General features: G+C 65.7%; 14 protein-coding genes. 12 read left to right on the top strand and 2 right to left on the bottom strand.

The window, feature by feature from the left end:
- From IC66_RS0118215 to IC66_RS0118240, 6 genes are all read left to right on the top strand, one after another.
- The coding region (locus tag IC66_RS0118215) for an ABC transporter permease (RefSeq protein ID WP_038948580.1) at nucleotides 1-655 on the top strand (655 nt) is incomplete at its 5' end.
- Nucleotides 652-1491, top strand: a complete 840-nt coding sequence (locus IC66_RS0118220) for an ABC transporter permease (protein ID WP_028139871.1) — start codon at nucleotides 652-654, stop codon at nucleotides 1489-1491. The genes IC66_RS0118215 and IC66_RS0118220, both read left to right, overlap by 4 nt.
- A 2-nt stretch (nucleotides 1492-1493) precedes the next feature.
- Nucleotides 1494-3113 carry an ABC transporter ATP-binding protein gene (locus IC66_RS0118225; RefSeq protein WP_038948581.1) on the top strand — a complete coding sequence of 540 codons (1620 nt, stop codon included), beginning with the start codon at nucleotides 1494-1496 and terminating at the stop codon, nucleotides 3111-3113.
- Between the two features lie 373 nt (nucleotides 3114-3486).
- Complete coding sequence (locus IC66_RS47740; RefSeq protein WP_162832263.1) at nucleotides 3487-3663, top strand: hypothetical protein; 177 nt, start codon at nucleotides 3487-3489, stop codon at nucleotides 3661-3663.
- Entirely contained in the window at nucleotides 3660-3869 is a 210-nt protein-coding gene (locus tag IC66_RS0118235) for a hypothetical protein (protein WP_028139869.1), read from the top strand. The genes IC66_RS47740 and IC66_RS0118235 overlap by 4 nt, the downstream gene beginning before the upstream one ends.
- A gap of 160 nt (nucleotides 3870-4029) precedes the next feature.
- On the top strand, nucleotides 4030-4968 hold the full coding sequence (locus IC66_RS0118240; RefSeq protein ID WP_028139868.1) for an AEC family transporter: 939 nt from the start codon (nucleotides 4030-4032) through the stop codon (nucleotides 4966-4968).
- A 15-nt stretch (nucleotides 4969-4983) separates the two neighbouring features.
- Here the strand turns inward: IC66_RS0118240 and IC66_RS0118245 are convergent, their stop codons facing one another.
- Nucleotides 4984-5268 carry a hypothetical protein gene (locus tag IC66_RS0118245; protein ID WP_038948582.1) on the bottom strand — a complete coding sequence of 95 codons (285 nt, stop codon included), beginning with the start codon at nucleotides 5266-5268 and terminating at the stop codon, nucleotides 4984-4986.
- 208 nt (nucleotides 5269-5476) lie between these two features.
- On the opposite strand from IC66_RS0118245, the gene IC66_RS0118250 reads away from it, so the two are divergent.
- The 4 genes from IC66_RS0118250 (at nucleotide 5477) to IC66_RS0118265 (ending at nucleotide 10273) form a co-directional block, all read left to right on the top strand.
- Nucleotides 5477-5797, top strand: coding sequence for a hypothetical protein (locus IC66_RS0118250; RefSeq protein WP_028139866.1), 321 nt, complete (start codon nucleotides 5477-5479; stop codon nucleotides 5795-5797).
- A gap of 224 nt (nucleotides 5798-6021) precedes the next feature.
- The gene (locus IC66_RS0118255) at nucleotides 6022-6747 is read left to right on the top strand and encodes an outer membrane protein (protein ID WP_038948584.1); all 726 of its coding nucleotides are present in this window, start codon (nucleotides 6022-6024) and stop codon (nucleotides 6745-6747) included.
- Nucleotides 6748-6911: 164 nt separating this feature from the next.
- Nucleotides 6912-9077 carry a methyl-accepting chemotaxis protein gene (locus IC66_RS0118260; RefSeq protein WP_038948585.1) on the top strand — a complete coding sequence of 722 codons (2166 nt, stop codon included), beginning with the start codon at nucleotides 6912-6914 and terminating at the stop codon, nucleotides 9075-9077.
- 134 nt (nucleotides 9078-9211) lie between these two features.
- Nucleotides 9212-10273 (top strand): MBL fold metallo-hydrolase, encoded by a 1062-nt coding sequence (locus tag IC66_RS0118265; protein WP_038948586.1) that lies wholly within the window; start codon nucleotides 9212-9214, stop codon nucleotides 10271-10273.
- A gap of 34 nt (nucleotides 10274-10307) precedes the next feature.
- On the opposite strand, the gene aroQ is transcribed toward IC66_RS0118265, so the two are convergent.
- A complete protein-coding gene (gene aroQ, locus IC66_RS0118270) occupies nucleotides 10308-10739 on the bottom strand; it encodes a type II 3-dehydroquinate dehydratase (protein WP_028139862.1) in 432 nt (143 codons plus the stop codon).
- A gap of 343 nt (nucleotides 10740-11082) precedes the next feature.
- Between aroQ and hemA the strand changes: the two genes are divergently transcribed.
- A complete protein-coding gene (gene hemA / locus IC66_RS0118275) occupies nucleotides 11083-12312 on the top strand; it encodes a 5-aminolevulinate synthase (protein ID WP_038948587.1) in 1230 nt (409 codons plus the stop codon).
- A 370-nt stretch (nucleotides 12313-12682) separates the two neighbouring features.
- On the top strand, nucleotides 12683-16192 hold the full coding sequence (locus IC66_RS0118280) for a PAS domain-containing hybrid sensor histidine kinase/response regulator (protein ID WP_028139860.1): 3510 nt from the start codon (nucleotides 12683-12685) through the stop codon (nucleotides 16190-16192).
- The last annotated feature ends 319 nt before the right edge of the window (nucleotides 16193-16511 follow it).

The raw sequence follows: 16511 nt of genomic DNA on the forward strand, positions 1-16511 counted from the left end.
GGCATTCGCGATCTCGCTCATGCTCGGCATTCTCTTCGGCACCTTCGCCGCGCGCTTTGCCGGAACCTTCCTCGACACCGCCATCACCGTTTTCGCGCTGATCTTCTACGCCATGCCGATCTTCTGGGTGGCGTTGATGGGCATCCTGCTGTTCTCGGTCACCATGGATTGGCTGCCGAGTTTTGGTTACGAGACGGTCGGTGCGAACCTCACCGGCTTCGCCCACGCGGTCGACGTCGCAAAACACCTGATCATGCCGGCGATGACGCTCGGCCTGTTCTTCATGGCGACCTATACCCGCATGACGCGCGCCTCGATGCTGGAGGTGAAGCGGCTCGACTTCGTCAAGACCGCGCGCGCCAAGGGCCTCTCGGACGCCGTGATCCAGCGCCGCCACGTGCTGCGCAACGCGCTGCTCCCCGTCGTGACGCTGGCCGGCGTGCATTCCGGCACGCTGATCGGCGGCGCCGTCATCACCGAGACCGTGTTCGCCTGGCCCGGCATCGGACGGCTGATGTACGACGCGCTGTTGCAGCGGGACTACAATCTGCTGCTCGGCGTCTTCGTGATCTGCTCCGCCATGGTCCTGATCTTCAACCTCATCACCGACCTCGTCTATCGACTGGTCGATCCGCGCATCGAATTCGCCTCATGAAACAGTTCTGGAAATCGATGCTGCGTAGCCCGAGCGGCGTCATCGGGCTCATCATTCTGGTTCTCGCGATCTCGGTCGCATTGTTCGGACCGATGCTGTTCCCGAACTCGCCATGGCGGATGGTGCAGCGGCCGTTCCTGCCGCCGTTTACGCTCTCCGCCGTGCCGCTCGGCACCGACGCGCTCGGCCGCGACGTGTTCGCCGGTATGATTTTTGGCGCACGCGTCTCGCTGCTTGTCGGCCTCGTCTCCACGCTGGTCGCGCTGATCGTCGGCGTTCCCATCGGCGCCATGGCCGGCTATTTCGGCGGCAGGGTCGATGACGCCCTGATGCGCTTCACCGAGTTCTTCCAGACCATTCCGAGCTTCGCGCTCGCGATCGTGCTGGTCGCGATCCTGCAGCCCTCGATCTATTCGATCGTGACCTCGATCGCGCTGGTGAGCTGGCCGCCGGTCGCCCGCCTCGTGCGCGGCGAGGTGCTGTCGCTGCGCACGCGCGAATACGTCCAGGCGGCGGTGGTCACAGGCCAGAGCAACACCTGGATCATCATGCGCGAGATCCTGCCGAACGCACTGTCGCCCGTGATCGTGCTGGCCTCACTGATGGTGGCGACCGCGATCCTCCTGGAATCCTCGCTGTCGTTCCTCGGCCTCGGCGACCCCAATCTGATCTCCTGGGGCTACATGGTCGGCGCCGGCCGCACCGTGATCCGCCAGGCCTGGTGGATCACGGTGTTTCCCGGTGTCGCCATCCTGATCTCCGTGCTCGGGCTCAATTTGATCGGCGAAGGCCTCAACGACGCGCTCAATCCGCGCCTGTCGCGGGAGGGACGCTGACAATGACCGCCCCGCCCGCCGTCTCCATCAAGAACCTGCGAATTGCCCTGCCCAAGGGCGCCGAGCGTCCCTTCGCCGTCGACGGCGTCTCGCTCGACTTGCGGCCCGGCAAGATCGTCTGCGTCGTCGGCGAGTCCGGCTCCGGCAAGTCGATGTGCGCGCATGCGCTGATGGGCCTGTTGCCGGATACGGTCTCGGTCGCCTCCGGCGAGATCCAGTTCGAGGGACGCGACCTGCTCAAGCTCGACGACGACGGTTGGCGCGATCTGCGCGGCCGCCGTCTCGCGATGATCTTCCAGGAGCCGATGACCGCGCTCAATCCGTTGATGCGGATCGGCGACCAGATGGCGGAGATGTTCGAGGCCCACGGCCTGCTGACGCCGAGGGAGCGGCGCGCGCGAGCGCTCGCTTTGGCACGGGAGGTCGGCCTGCCCGACCCCGAGCGCATCGTCCGCGCCTATCCGCACCAGCTCTCCGGCGGTCAGCGCCAGCGCGCCATGATCGCGATGGCGCTCGCGCTCGAGCCGGCCGTGCTGGTCGCGGACGAGCCGACCACCGCGCTCGATGTCACCACGCAGGCGCAGATCCTCAAGCTGATCCGCAACCTCCAGCGCAATCGCAACATGGCGGTGATGTTCATCACCCACGATTTCGGCGTGGTCGCCGATATCGCCGACCAGGTCGTCGTGCTCCGGCACGGCAAGGTGGTCGAGGAAGGTCCGGCCGCAACCGTCTTCAACGCGCCGCAGCACGACTACACCAAGGCGCTGCTCGCCGCCGTGCCCTCGATGGACCCGCCGGCGCGCGAGCCGCTCGACGATCAGGCCAGGGCCGTCGAGGTGATCGGGCTCGACAAGACCTATGTCACCTCGGGCGGCTGGTTTCGCGAAGACCGCCGCGTCGATGCCGCGCGCGCGGTCAATTTCAACATCCTCAGGGGCGAGACGCTCGGCCTCGTCGGCGAATCCGGCTCCGGCAAATCGTCGGTGGCGCGCCTGGTGATGCGGCTGATCGAGGCCGACCGCGGCACGGTGCGGATCGGCGAGACCGATCTCACCCAGCTCTCGGGCAAGGCGCTGCGGGCCGAGCGCCATCGCATCCAGATGATCTTTCAGGATCCGTTCGCTTCGCTCAATCCGCGCCGCAGGATCGGCCACATCATCGCCGACGGTCCGATCGCGGCCGGCCTTGATCCCAAGGTCGCGTTCGACCGGGCCCGCGATCTCCTCAAGATGGTGGGCCTGGATGCCGGCGCGCTCGAGCGCTATCCGCATGAATTCTCCGGCGGCCAGCGCCAGCGCATCGGCATTGCGCGCGCGCTCGCACTCGAACCCGAGATCATCGTCGCGGACGAGGCCGTCTCCGCGCTCGACGTCTCCGTCCAGGCGCAAGTCTTGCGGCTGCTCGAAGACCTCAAGACACGCCTCGGTCTCTCGATGCTGTTCATCACCCACGATCTACGCGTCGCCGCCCAGATATGCGACCGCATCGCGGTGATGCAGCGCGGCGCCATCGTCGAGCTGAAGCCGACCGCGCAGCTGTTCGCCGCGCCGGAGCATGCCTATACGCGCGAGCTGCTGGCGGCGGTGCCGGGACGGAAAGAGCGCGCGCCGGCGGCGTGACGATCGATCGTATCGAGTTGCCGAATTCCGGGATGGTTCCAAAAACTTGCACGCGGCCCGAGGTGAAACAAATTCGGTCCAGAAGAATTTTCTTGACGAAAATATCCTTGCCGATGAGCGCAAGGAGCAAGTCGACACCAGCATTCGCTCGCGCGGCTCCCGAAGCCCCGCAACGGATGTGAGCTGGTGAGCGGTATCTCAACCCGGCGCATCAAAGGCACGGGAGACGTTGGGATTCCGGAGTGCGCTCACGCGCTTTTTACTCCTTCGTGATCGGCGACACCGCTTCAAAGCCGAAGACGGCGTCATAGATGACGATGAAATGATAAGCGTCATCTGATGACGGGATTTGCCAACTGATATCGGAGCCAACATGGGCGAAGTCATTCGATTTGTCTCCAAGTCCGAGCGCGAGCGAGCACGTCTCATCCAGGAGGCGCGCGCCATCTACGACAGTATCTTCCCGCCGACCGACCCGGCCAGCGAAGGCCAGGATAAGGCCGCGATGGGTCGTACATATATCGGCCGCGACGGGGGTAACCTGTCGTGATCAAGATCATCGCCGTGCTTTGCAGCCTTGCCTCCCCGACCAATTGTCACGAGCAGGTCGTCACCACCTCGGATTTCGCCGAGGTCTCGGTGCAGTCCTGCCTGATGGGCGCACCGCAGCTCGCCGACTGGATGAACCAGCATCCAGCGGAGCGACTGGCTGCGTGGCGCTGCGTGATCGGTCGACAGGCCGGCCGGGGCATCTAGCCTCTGACGGCCGCGTTCGATCGGCCCGCCACGCCCAGCCATGACGGTCTCGACTGAAGGGAGCTCTTGAGCCAGGGCCACGGCTCGACCAAAGCAGTGACGACACTCCATTGCCGGGGTAACCTCTCGTTGCGGCCATTGGCAGCAAGGGGGAAGCCGGATGGAAGTCGCGAGCCTCGTTCTTCCCGTATTCGCGATCATCGTCACCGGCTGGCTGGCCGGCGAGCTCGGCTATCTCTCCCGCTCGCTCGCCGACGCGCTGGTGCATTTCGCCTACAACGTGGCAATGCCTGCGCTATTGATCGTCACCATCGCGCAGGAGCCCGCCGGCAATCTGCTGGAATGGCGTTTCCTGCTCGCGTTCGGCGGCGGCTCCCTCGTCTGCTTTGCGCTGGTCTTCCTGGTGGTCCGCGCCGGCGGAAAGCATGATCTCGCCAGCAGCACGATTCAAGGCATGGCGGCGGCGATGACCAATACCGGCTTCGTGGCGCTGCCGATCCTGCACGCGATCTACGGCCAGCCCGCCGTCCTGCCTGCTGCGGTAGCGACGGTATTCGTCGCGGCCGTGATGTTTCCGATCACGGTCATCCTGCTGGAAAGGGACGCGCGCGGATCGTCCGCGCAGCCCGCCGGCCTCGCGAAGCAGATCCTGCTCAATCCGATGGTGCTGTCGACGCTTAGCGGTCTCGTCTGGGCGATCACGGGCCTGCCGATTCCGGCGCCGGTCGCGGCCTATCTCAACATGATCGCCGCCGCGCTCACGCCCTGCGCACTGTTCGCCATCGGGCTCGGCCTGTCGGTCGAGGGCCTGCGCTCCAACCTGAAGGCAACGTTCGCGCTCGCGCTCGTGAAGCTCGTGATCATGCCGCTGATCGTCTACGGACTTTGTGTGGTCACCGGCCTCAACGCGCTCTACACCGTCGCCGCCGTGATATGCGCCGCCGTGCCTACGGCGAAGACGGTGTACGTGCTGGCGCACGAGCACAAGGTCGAGGAGAAACTGGTCGCGGCCACGGTCTCGGTCACGACGATGCTGTCGGTAGCGACATTGCTGGTCGCGCTATACCTTCTCTCGGGTCTGGCGACCGGCACGCGCTAACCCGCACGGCCGCACTTATCTCGTGGTGTTGCTCCAGGTGGGCGCCGAGTTGGTCACGCCGACCGAGGGCCAATTGTAAGATCCGACCGACGGTGCCGTGACCGTTCCGACCGTCTGGCCGGACGAGCCGTAGGACGCCCGCGGCTGCGCTGCCGGCGCTCCGGCGCCGCCATAGGTCGGGGCCACCACGCCCGTGCTGTAGTGTCGGCTCGACCGCGCCTTCTTCGCTTCGGCCGCAAAGGGCGCGGCCAGCAGCCCGGTCGTGATGAGCGTGGCAATGGCGAGTTTGATGCTTGTCATGGCTGATCCCTCGATCGCTGGGGCCCTTGTGGCATGTGTTCATTGATCGCACGATGTCCATAGGCACAAGTTCATAACTCCGTGTGCTGGCGAAGGTGGCGAAGCAATGCGTTCGTCACCTCCGCTTCGGACGGATCATCCCCGCCTTCGGATGGACCCGAATCAGCGCTAGTGCATTGCCCTCAGCGACTTCGCGTATTGAGGCGACATGACCGGGCCCGAACTGAAGCAACTCCGCGCCGACCTCTCCGACGCCCTCGAACGGAAGCTCACCGCGGCCGACATGGCAAAGCTCTGCGGATTGCCGGAGAAAGGCGGCGGCGACACCATCCGGCGCTGGGAGGTGAGCGGCCCGACGCCGGCGGTGACCAAGGTGCTGCGCGTGCTTGCGATGGCGAGCGAGCGCTATCCCATCCTGGAGAAGTTCGATATCTTCGATCGACATGACGTGCGCGAGGAGGACCGCCCCGCAAAGCGCGCGGCGTTCCGCGAGCAGATGCGCGATGAGGCGCGACGGCGTCTTGGTTAACGAAGGACGCGCAGAGGTTACCGAAGCCCTGCGAAGTTAAGCCTTCCTTCACCACTTCTTAAGCCGGCATTAAGCACGAAAATCATTTGCAGCCCAATAAGTTAGGTTGGGTCTCGTTGTGCCATGCATGTGACAGCATTTTCGTCAAAAGGAAGCTATCTGCAAAACCAACGCGGCGCGGAAAGCGCGCCTGCCGGGGACCTTAAGTGTCGGAGTTCAAGACGATGAAGAAGATTCTGTTTGCGACCGTTGCGCTGCTCGTGGCGAGCGCTGCTGCACCGGCCGTCGGTGCCGATCTCGGCAACCGCAACTATTACAAGTCGCCCGCGCCGGCCTATGCCGCGCCGATCTACAACTGGACCGGCTTCTATATCGGCGGCCATGTCGGTGGCGCGTTCTCCAGCGACAACAATTTCAACGGCCTTTCCACCGGCAACAACGGCAACGGCCGTTTCCTCGGCGGCGTGCAGGTCGGTGGGGACTGGCAGTTCCACCCGAACTTCGTGGTCGGCGTCGAGGGCCAGTATTCCTGGCTCTCCGGCAGCGTCGGCGCCGTGTTTCCGGGCGGCATCGCCTACACCAACGACCAGCGTGGCCTCGGCTCGATCACCGGCCGCGTCGGCTACACCTGGGGCCCCGGCCTCGTCTATGTGAAGGGCGGCTACGCCTATTCGGACAACAACGAGAAGGTGACCGTCGGCGGCGTGCCGACCGCGTTCGTCATCACCGGCGATCACCGCAACGGCTACACGGTCGGCGCCGGCCTCGAATACATGTTCGCCCCGAACTGGTCGGCCAAGGCCGAGTACCAGTACTACAATTTCGGCGAGGCGAGCTTCACCGGCGGTCCGCTCGCGGGCACCGGCAGCTTCACCACTGACGACCACACCATCAAGGCGGGCGTCAACTACCGCTTCAACTGGGCAAGCCCGGCCGTCGCGCGCTACTGATCGGTTACCACAACCTTACCATGACGGGGGGCCGGCGATTTCGCCGGCCCTTCTTTTTTCGCCCTGCGGAACACATGCAACCGTTTGCGGAGATTGCGAATTTTTAACCCGCCGTGCGGATACTGCCGGCCGCAAACAGAAGCAAGAACGTTGGGGGAATTTCGATGGCGATCCGTTTCAGCCTTGGCGGCTCACTTGGCGGCCCACTTGGCCGAATGCGGCCGCGTTTCAAAATGCCGACCTGGGGCGTACGCGGCAGCCTGTTCGCCGCCTTCGCAGTGATCGCCGGCATGGGCCTCGTGATCGCGGCCGGCGCCGGCCTGGCGCTGCAGAATCTCGGCGGACGCATGACCGAACTGAGCGGGCGGGACATTCCGCGCCTTGCTGCCAGCCTGCAATTGTCGGCATTGAGCGCGAGCCTTGCGGCACAGGGACCTGCCCTGCTCGCGGCACAAAGCGAGGAAGCGCTGAACGAGCGCACCAAGAAGCTCAAGGAGCTGCAGGAGCAAACACAGCAGAAGCTCAACGAGATCATCCAGCTCGGCGGCGACAAGGCCGTCGTCTCCGGACTCAGCGAGACGATGAAGAGCATCAACGAGGCGGCGCAGAGCCTCGCCAAGGCCGCCCGCGAGCGGCTCGATATCGCCGCCCTCCATGACAAGCAATATGACGCGCTGCGCAGCGCGCAGGGCGCCTTCGTCGGCGCGGCCAGCCCGGCGATGCTCGACGCGCAGACCCGGGTCAACGCCATTCTCGGCTCGGCCGACTTGTCTGCCGCGGACGCCAGCGACGCCGCGCAGACCGTCGGCCAGCTCGGCAACGTCGTCGCCAGCGGCAATCTCGCAGCCGCCAACATGAGTGCGGCACTGTCGGCGAACACCAGCGACAAGCTCGACGACATCCAGAAGGAATTCAAGACGGCGCAGGGACGCCTGCGGTCCAACCTCGATCTGTTGCCGGACAATCAGGGCAACAAGATGCTGCGCGAAACGGCGGAGAAGCTGCTGGCGCTCGGCACCGGCAAGACCGGCGTCTTCAACCTGCGTGAGAAGGAGCTCGACTCCGTCGACTACGGCCAGACCATCCTCGACGAGACCCGCAAGCTCAATGTCGGCCTCGGCATCAGCGTGCAGCAGCTCGTCGACGGCGTGCAGAAAGAGACCAACGCCTCGACCTCGCAGGCGCAGCAGGAGACCTCGCTCGCGACGACCGTGATGCTGGCGCTTGGGGCCTTGATGCTGGTCGGCTCGGCGCTGTTCGTCTGGCTCTATGTCGGCCGCAACATCCTGCGCCGCATCCGCGAGCTTCAGCGCGCCATGCAGCTGCTGTCGGCCGGCGACCTCGACACCGAGATCGTCCGCTCCCGGCAGAACGACGAGATCGGCGTGATGAAGGAAACGCTGACCGTGTTCCGCGACAGCATGATCGAAGCCCGGGCGCTCGCCGGCGAGCAGGACAAGGACCGGATCGCCAAGGCCGAGCGGGCCGCGCGCATGGAAGCCAAGATCGCCGAATTCGAAAGCACGGTGCGCTCCGCGCTCGACAATCTGGCGCAGTCGGCCAATTCGATGCAATCGACCGCGCAGAGCATGTCGACCACCGCCGACCAGTCCAACGCGCTGGTCAACGCGGTCGCCTCCGCCGCCGAGGAGACCTCGGTCAACGTGCAGACCGTGTCGTCAGGCACCGAGCAGCTGTCGTCCTCGATCGAGGAGATCAGCAAGCAGGTCGTGACCTCCGCCGCGATCGCCAAGAAGGCGGTCGACGAGGCCGGCGCCACCGACACCACGGTGCAGAGCCTCGCCGACAGCGCGAGCCGCATCAGCGTCGTGGTCGACCTGATCCAGACCATCGCCTCGCAGACCAATCTGCTCGCGCTCAACGCCACCATCGAGGCGGCGCGTGCGGGCGAGGCCGGCCGCGGCTTTGCGGTGGTTGCCTCCGAGGTGAAGAGCCTCGCGAGCCAGACCGCCAAGGCCACGGAGGAAATCCGCACCCAGATCGCCAGCATGCAGGAGATCACGACCTCGGCGGTCGGCGCCATCCAGGGCATCGGCCGGATCATCGGCGAGATCGACAACGTGACCACGACGATCGCAGCCGCGGTCGAGGAGCAGGGCGCCGCCACCCGCGAGATCGCGCGCAACATCCAGCATGCGGCCGGCGGCACCAGCGAGGTCTCCAGCAACATCGTCGGCGTCTCCACGGCTTCCGCCGAAGCCGGCGCCGCGGCAAACGAAGTGCTGGGCGCCTCCGACGCGCTCCGCCGCGAAGCCGACATGCTGCGCGGAGAGATCGACGCGTTCCTCAACAACATGCGGGCGGCGTAACAGCGCCGGCCCGTAGCCCGGACGGCGCTTCGTCCGGGCTACGGAAAAACACGCCCGGTATGACCGCCATGCGGAGACCACGGGCCAGCCTTTTTCGGCTGGCGCCCCGCGCGCGCTGGGTTTAAGCCGGTAGCATGAACGCGAAAACCGACACCGCACAGTCCTCAGCCGAAGCCCTGCGCTACCCCTGGGAGCAGCACCCTGGCCACGACGAGATCGTCGAGGTCAGGCCCGGCGTGCTGTGGGCGCGGCTGAAATTGCCGTTCCGCCTCAACCACGTGAACATCTACCTGCTCGCCGACGGCGACGGCTATGCGATGGTGGATACCGGCTTCGGCAACGAGGAGACGATCGAGGCCTGGACCAAGCTGTTCGACGGGCCGCTGAAGGGCGTCGACATCACGCGCCTGATCGTCACCCACTCCCACCCCGACCATGTCGGGCTCGCAGGCTGGGTCGTCGAGCGGTTCAACTGCCCGCTGGTGATGTCGCAGGTCGAATATCTGCAATCGGTCTATCACCAGAACCGCGGCACCGCGGAGCGGCAGGAGGCGCAGCGGCTGTTCTTCCGTCGCCATGGCATGGACGAGTCGCTCACCGAAAAGCTGCTCGGCCGCGGCCAGGATTATCTCAAGCGCGTCTCGGTGCTGCCGCCCTCCTACCGCCGCATCTCCCATGGCGACGACGTCGTGATCGGCACGCGCCGCTTCAAGGTGATCACCGGCGGCGGCCACGCGCTCGACCAGGTGATGCTGTATTGCGCCGACGACAAGCTGTTCCTCTCCGCCGACCAGGTGCTGAGCAAGATCTCGCCCAATGTCAGCGTCTGGGCGGTCGAGCCCGACCAGAACTCGCTCGGCGAATATCTGGCCTCGCTCGCCAGCCTCACCACGACGCTGCCCTATGACGTCCTGGTGCTGCCCGGCCATGGCGTGCCGTTCTACGGGCTGAAGACCCGGATCAAGCAGCTCGCCGACCACCATGAAGAGCGCTGCCGCCTGATCGCGGAAGCCTGCCGCGAGGTGCCGCAGACCTCGCGCGCCTTGGTGCCCGTCGTGTTCAACAAGCATGTGCTCGACGAACACCAGATGGGCTTTGCCGCCGGCGAGCTCGTCGCCCACGTCAACTACATGATCGTCGAGGGCCGGCTGACGGCGGAGACGAAGGACGGCGTGCTGCAGTTCAGGACGACGTGAGTCGCTTCGTCATGCCCGGGCTTGTGGCGGCATGTCACTTCATATTCGCGATCGCGTGCAGCGCGGCGATGTAGCCGAACGGACCCAGGCCGCAGATCACCCCGCTCGCCACGAACGAGATCTTGGAGTGGCGGTGATATTCGTCGCGGGCGAGGATGTTGGAGATGTGGACTTCCAGCACCGGCCCTTCGAACGTCTTGATCGCGTCCATGATCGCGACCGAGGTGAAGGAAAAGCCGGCCGGATTGATGATGATTGCATCGGCGTCCTGCCGCGCCGACTGGATCAGGTCGACCAGCACGCCTTCATGGTTGGATTGGTGGAAGGCGAGCTTGAGCCCGAGGGTTGCGGCAGCCGCCTCGCAGCTCGCGTTGACCTCTGCGAGCGTCGTGGTGCCGTAGATGTGCGGCTCGCGGATGCCGAGCATATTGAGGTTGGGACCGTTCAGAACCATGACACGCTTCATCGGGGCGTCCTTTCGCATGCGCTTGCCGGGCGCCGATCCGCGCCTCGCCAAGGCAAAGGCTACGACATCGGCGCGACCGGCTCAGCAATCATGAGACGGCGCGCGCCCCATGGACAAAATGTCCAAGCCAGCGACAACGGTCCCGGGCTTTCCCGGGAGCCTCGGCCCGCGCGGGCGGACCAGCGTTAGGCGTTTGATCCACATCAACTATCGCCGGCGATACGCCGCTATCAATGGACCCGCGCGCCTCGTCACAAATGTGTGCGGGCGCATGGACATTGGAGCTGGAAAAGCTCTAAAAATGAGCGGCCGCCTTGGCCGGGTTCCGTTGCAGGTTTTGCCGATGGATTACAACCAGTTCTTCGATTCCGCCCTCGATCGTCTCCATTCCGAGCGGCGCTACCGCGTGTTCGCCGACCTGGAGCGCACGGCCGGCCGATTCCCGCACGCGGTCTGGCACTCGCCCAAGGGCAAGCGCGACGTCGTGATCTGGTGCTCCAACGATTATCTCGGCATGGGCCAGCACCCGAAAGTGGTCGGCGCCATGGTCGAGACCGCGACGCGCGTCGGCACCGGTGCCGGCGGCACCCGCAACATCGCCGGCACGCATCATCCGCTGGTCCAGCTCGAGGCCGAGCTCGCCGATCTCCACGGCAAGGAAGCCGCGCTGCTGTTCACCTCGGGCTATGTCTCGAACCAGACCGGCATCCCGACCATCGCAAAACTCATTCCGAACTGCCTGATCCTGTCGGACGAGCTCAACCACAATTCGATGATCGAGGGCATCCGCCAGTCCGGCTGCGAGCGGGTCGTGTTCCGCCACAACGATCTTGCGCATCTCGAGGAGCTGTTGAAAGCAGCCGGCCCGAACCGGCCGAAGCTGATCGTCTGCGAGAGCCTCTATTCCATGGACGGCGACGTCGCCCCGCTCGCCAAGATCTGCGATCTCGCCGAGAAGTACGACGCGATGACCTATGTCGACGAAGTCCACGCGGTCGGCATGTACGGCCCGCGCGGCGGCGGCATCGCCGAGCGTGACGGCGTCATGCATCGCATCGACATCCTCGAAGGCACGCTGGCGAAAGCGTTCGGCTGCCTCGGCGGCTACATCGCCGCCAACGGCCAGATCATCGATGCCGTGCGCTCCTATGCGCCGGGCTTCATCTTCACCACCGCGCTGCCGCCGGCGATCTGCTCGGCCGCGACTGCCGCGATCAAGCATCTGAAAACCTCGAACTGGGAGCGCGAGCGCCACCAGGACCGTGCCGCCCGCGTCAAGGCGATCCTCAACGCCGCCGGCCTGCCGGTGATGTCGAGCGACACCCACATCGTGCCGCTGTTCGTCGGCGATCCCGAGAGGTGCAAGCAGGCGTCCGACCTGCTGCTCGAGGAGCACGGCATCTACATCCAGCCGATCAACTATCCGACGGTCGCCAAGGGCAGCGAGCGGCTGCGCATCACGCCCTCGCCCTATCACGACGACGGCCTGATCGATCAGCTCGCCGAAGCCCTGCTGCAGGTGTGGGACCGTCTCGGCCTGCCACTGCGCGAGAAGTCGCTGGCGGCGGAATAGGCGTTTCGCCTCTCCCACCTCCCACCCTTCCCGGAGCTACCCCCCTCCCCAACCCTCCCCCACAAGGGGGGAGGGAGCGAGACAGGTGTGCCCGCCTCACGTCATCCAGCCCAATAACTCGAGCGCCAGTCGCATCTTTGTCGCGAGGAGCAAGGCTCTCTCCGTTCCCTCCCCCCTTGTGGGGGAGGGTCAGGGAGGGGGGTGCCACACGGGGGATTCTCTCGGAAAACCCCAAGCTGCGCACCTTAACGACAACCCCAGTTCCCGCCCTTCCGAGCATTTCGCTGTCGCCTCCCCCCGCCCAACGCGCTAGATTTGCAGCGAAAATGAGCTCGGGCGCGGCCAGCGCCCTGGGAGAAGCGCGCTCGCCATGCTGCACGATTGGGGCGTGATCGCCGCCGCCTTCGGCTATATCGGCTTCCTGTTCCTGGTGGCGAGCCATGGCGACCGCCGCTCGCCGGCCGGGCGTGGCCGTGCCTCCGGGCTGATCTATCCGCTCTCGCTGGCGATCTACTGCACCTCCTGGACCTTCTTCGGCTCGGTCGGCTTCGCCACCCGCGCCTCGACCGACTTCCTCGCCATCTATGTCGGCCCGATCCTGATGATCGGGTTAGGGGCCGGCGTGTTGCGCCGCGTGATCCAGCTGGCGAAAGCCCACAACATCACCTCGATCGCCGACTTCATCGGGGCGCGCTACGGCAAGAGCCAGGCGGTGGCGGCGACCGTGGCGCTGATCGCGATCATCGGCTCGGTGCCCTACATCGCGCTCCAGCTCAAGGCGGTCGCCTCCTCGCTCGAAACGATCCTGAGCGAAGACCAGGCCTTCTCCCACATCCCGATCGTCGGCGACGTCGCGCTGATGGTGACGCTGGCAATGGCGGCCTTCGCGGTGCTGTTCGGCACGCGTCAGACCGACGCGACCGAGCATCAGCACGGCCTGATGCTGGCGGTCGCGACCGAATCCATCATCAAGCTGATCGCCTTCCTCGCCGCCGGCATCTTCGTCACCTTCTGGATGTTCTCGCCGCACGAACTGATCGAGCGCGCCATGAAGACGCCGGAGGCGGTGCGCGCCATCAACTATTCGCCGTCGATCGGCAACTTCCTCACCATGACGCTGCTGTCGCTCTGCGCGATCATGCTGCTGCCGCGCCAGTTCCACGTCAGCGTGGTCGAGAACTCCTCGGATGCCGAGGTCGGCCGCGCGCGCTGGCTGTTCCCGCTCTATCTCGTCGCCATCAATCTGTTCGTGATCCCGATCGCGCTCGCCGGCCTCGTCACCTTCCCGTTCGGCGCGGCCGACCCTGACATGTACGTGCTGGCGCTGCCGATGGAGGGCGGTGCGGGGCTTCTCAGCGTCGCCATTTTCGTCGGCGGCCTGTCGGCGGCGACCGCGATGGTGATCGTCGAATGCGTCGCACTCTCCATCATGGTCTCGAACGACCTCGTGGTGCCGCTGGTGCTGCAACGACGGCCGGAAGGACGCGCCGGCGGCGCGGATTTCAGCGACTTCCTGCTCCGCTCGCGCCGGCTCGCGATCTTCGCCATCATGGTGATGGCCTATTTCTACTATCGCGCGCTCGGCAATACCCAGCTCGTGGCGATCGGCCTGCTCTCCTTTGCCGCCATCGCGCAGCTTGCGCCGAGCTTCTTCGGCGGGCTGCTGTGGCGGCGCGCGACCGCGCGCGGCGCCATCGGCGGCATGCTGGTCGGCTTCGCGGTGTGGCTCTACACGCTGTTCATTCCGAGTTTCATGGATTCCTCGACATCGGGCATCCTGCTGCTTCAGCACGGTCCGTTCGGCATCGAGGCGTTGCGGCCGCAGGCGCTGTTCGGCGCCGATCTGCCTCCCCTGATGCACGGCGTGATCTGGTCGCTGTCGCTCAACATCCTGACCTATGTGCTGCTGTCGCTGGCGCGAAGGCCCTCGTCCATCGAGCTGCTGCAGGCCGATCTGTTCGTGCCCAATACGCTTGCGCCGATCTCGCCTAGTTTCCGCCGCTGGCGCACCACCGTCACCGTGCAGGACATCCAGACCACGGTGGCGCAATATCTCGGACCCGACCGCGCCCGGCATTCCTTCGAGGCATTCTCCGCACGGCGCAACGTTCGCCTGGAGGCTGGAGCGCCCGCCGATTTCGAGCTGTTGCAGCACGCCGAGCACCTGATCGCCTCCTCGATCGGCGCGGCCTCCTCGCGCCTCGTGATGTCACTGCTGCTGCGCAAGCGCACGGTCTCGGCCAAAGCCGCACTCAAGCTGCTCGACGACTCGCACGCAGCCCTGCATTTCAACCGCGAGATCCTGCAGACCGCGCTCAACCACGTGCGTCAGGGCATCGCCGTGTTCGATGCCGATCTGCAGCTGATCTGCTCCAACCGGCAGTTCGGCGATCTCCTCAACGTCCCCCCGCATATCGTCCAGTTCGGCGAGCCGCTGCGCGAGATCCTGGAATTCATCGGCGTGAGCGATCCGGACGACCCGGTCGAGCGCGAGGCCATGCTGGAGCGGCGCCTTGCCGCCTACACCACCGACAGCGAGCCATATCTCGAACGTCTGCCGGAACGCCACATGGTGATCGAGGTGCTTACCAACCGCATGCCCGGCGGCGGCTTCGTCATCACCTTCACCGATGTCACACCCACCTTCGAGGCGGCGGAAGCACTGGAGCGCGCCAACGCGACACTGGAAAAGCGCGTGCGCGACCGCACCGAGGAGCTGACGCGGCTGAATTCCGAGCTGGCGCTGGCCAAGAGCGCCGCGGAAGACGCCAGCATCTCCAAGACACGCTTCCTCGCCGCCGCCAGCCACGACATCCTCCAGCCGCTGAACGCGGCGCGGCTCTATGTCACGAGCCTGGTCGAGCGCCAGCACAGCGGCGAGGAGACGCGGCTGGTCGAGAACATCGACGAATCCCTGCAGGCGATCGAAGAGATCCTCGGCGCGCTGCTGGACATCTCGCGACTGGACGCCGGCGCGATGACGACCTCGATCTCGAGCTTCAAGATGGCCGATCTGATGCGCTCGCTGGAGATCGAGTTCGCGCCGATCGCGCGCGCCAAGAACCTGGAGCTCACCTTCGTGCCGTGCTCGCTGCCGGTCGAATCGGACCGGCTCCTGCTGCGGCGCCTGCTGCAGAACCTGATCTCGAATGCGATCAAATACACCCCGCGCGGCCGCGTGCTGGTCGGCTGTCGCCGACAAGGCCCTTCGCTCAAGATCTGCGTCTACGACACCGGGGTCGGCATTCCGCCGGTCAAGCGCGGCGAGATCTTCAAGGAATTCCACCGCCTCGAGCAGGGCGCGCGGATCGCGCGCGGGCTGGGGCTCGGCCTGTCGATCGTCGAACGGCTGGCGCGGGTGCTCAAGCACGGCATCGCCATCGACGGCAACAGAAGCGGCGGCTCGGTCTTCTCCGTGACCGTGCCGACGGCGAAAGCGATCACCCACACCGCCGCGGTGACCAGCGCGACGCCGCTGGCGCGGACGCCAATCTCGGGTGCCCTGATCGTCTGTATCGAGAATGACGCGGCGATCCTCGACGGCATGCGCACGCTGCTGAAGGCCTGGGACGCCGAGGTGATCGCGGTCGCCGATCCCGAAGGCGCGATCGCCGCCATCGAGACGGCGGGACGGCGCGTCACCGGCCTCCTGGTCGACTATCATCTCGACCGCGGCAACGGCATCGCCGCCATCCGCGACATCCGCCGTCGCTTCGGCGACGCCATTCCCGCGATCCTGATCACCGCCGACCGCAGCCCCGCCGTGCAGGTCGCTGCGCGCGACGAGAAGGTCGCAGTGCTCAACAAGCCGGTCAAGCCGGCCTCGCTCCGCGCGCTCCTCGGCCAGTGGCGCACGCAGCAGATGGTGGCGGCGGAGTGAGACGCACTGCCAGCGCCCGCGCTCATGAAGAGCGCCTCCAGGGACAACGGCTTGGCCATTGAGCCGGGTACGGTGACGGAAGGGTGCACCGCGACCTCCACATCGTCATTGCGAGCGCAAGCGAAGCAATCCAGAATCCTCCCGTGGAAAGATTCTGGATTGCTTCGTCGCTTCGCTCCTCGCAATGACGGAGCAAGGTGAAATGTTGTCGTCCTCAAATCGGCATCTCGTTTCGCAGACACGCCTTCGCCTTCTCGCGGCGCGTTTCGCCCGAGGTTTGCGCTTCTCGTCACGCCCTCCTGGAGAAAAGGGCGCAGGG

It is taken from the genome of Bradyrhizobium genomosp. III (genome assembly GCF_000261705.1).
GTDB classification, from domain to species: Bacteria; Pseudomonadota; Alphaproteobacteria; order Rhizobiales; family Xanthobacteraceae; genus Bradyrhizobium; species Bradyrhizobium ottawaense.